1 pseudogene is annotated in these 232 nt (G+C 65.1%); it reads right to left on the bottom strand.

Annotated features, from left to right (window positions below):
- Positions 1 to 232 (bottom strand): annotated as a pseudogene (locus tag AC0L3B_RS40435) (glycosyltransferase); the annotation flags it as partial.

Here is a 232-nt window from a genome sequence, read left to right as displayed (position 1 = left end):
CCCGAAAAAGCCCAGGCGTGGCCGCGCAATCGAAGCCTGGTCCGCAGGCTCGATCACAGCGTCACGCGCCTGGGCGAAATGCGCGATGTCGACGCTGCTGGGCACTGGATGCGCATTGCCGTGCTGGCGCTGCTTGACCTCCCACAAACTCACTCCGCCGGTAAATACCACGTCGGCCCTGGCCATCAGCAGCCGCTCCATGTCCACCAGTTGGGCAGGTGCGCCCATGAAC

It is taken from the genome of Bradyrhizobium sp. Kon56 (assembly GCF_055807635.1).
Note: the sequence above shows the minus strand (reverse complement) of the source record. Positions and strands in the feature narration are given on the sequence as shown.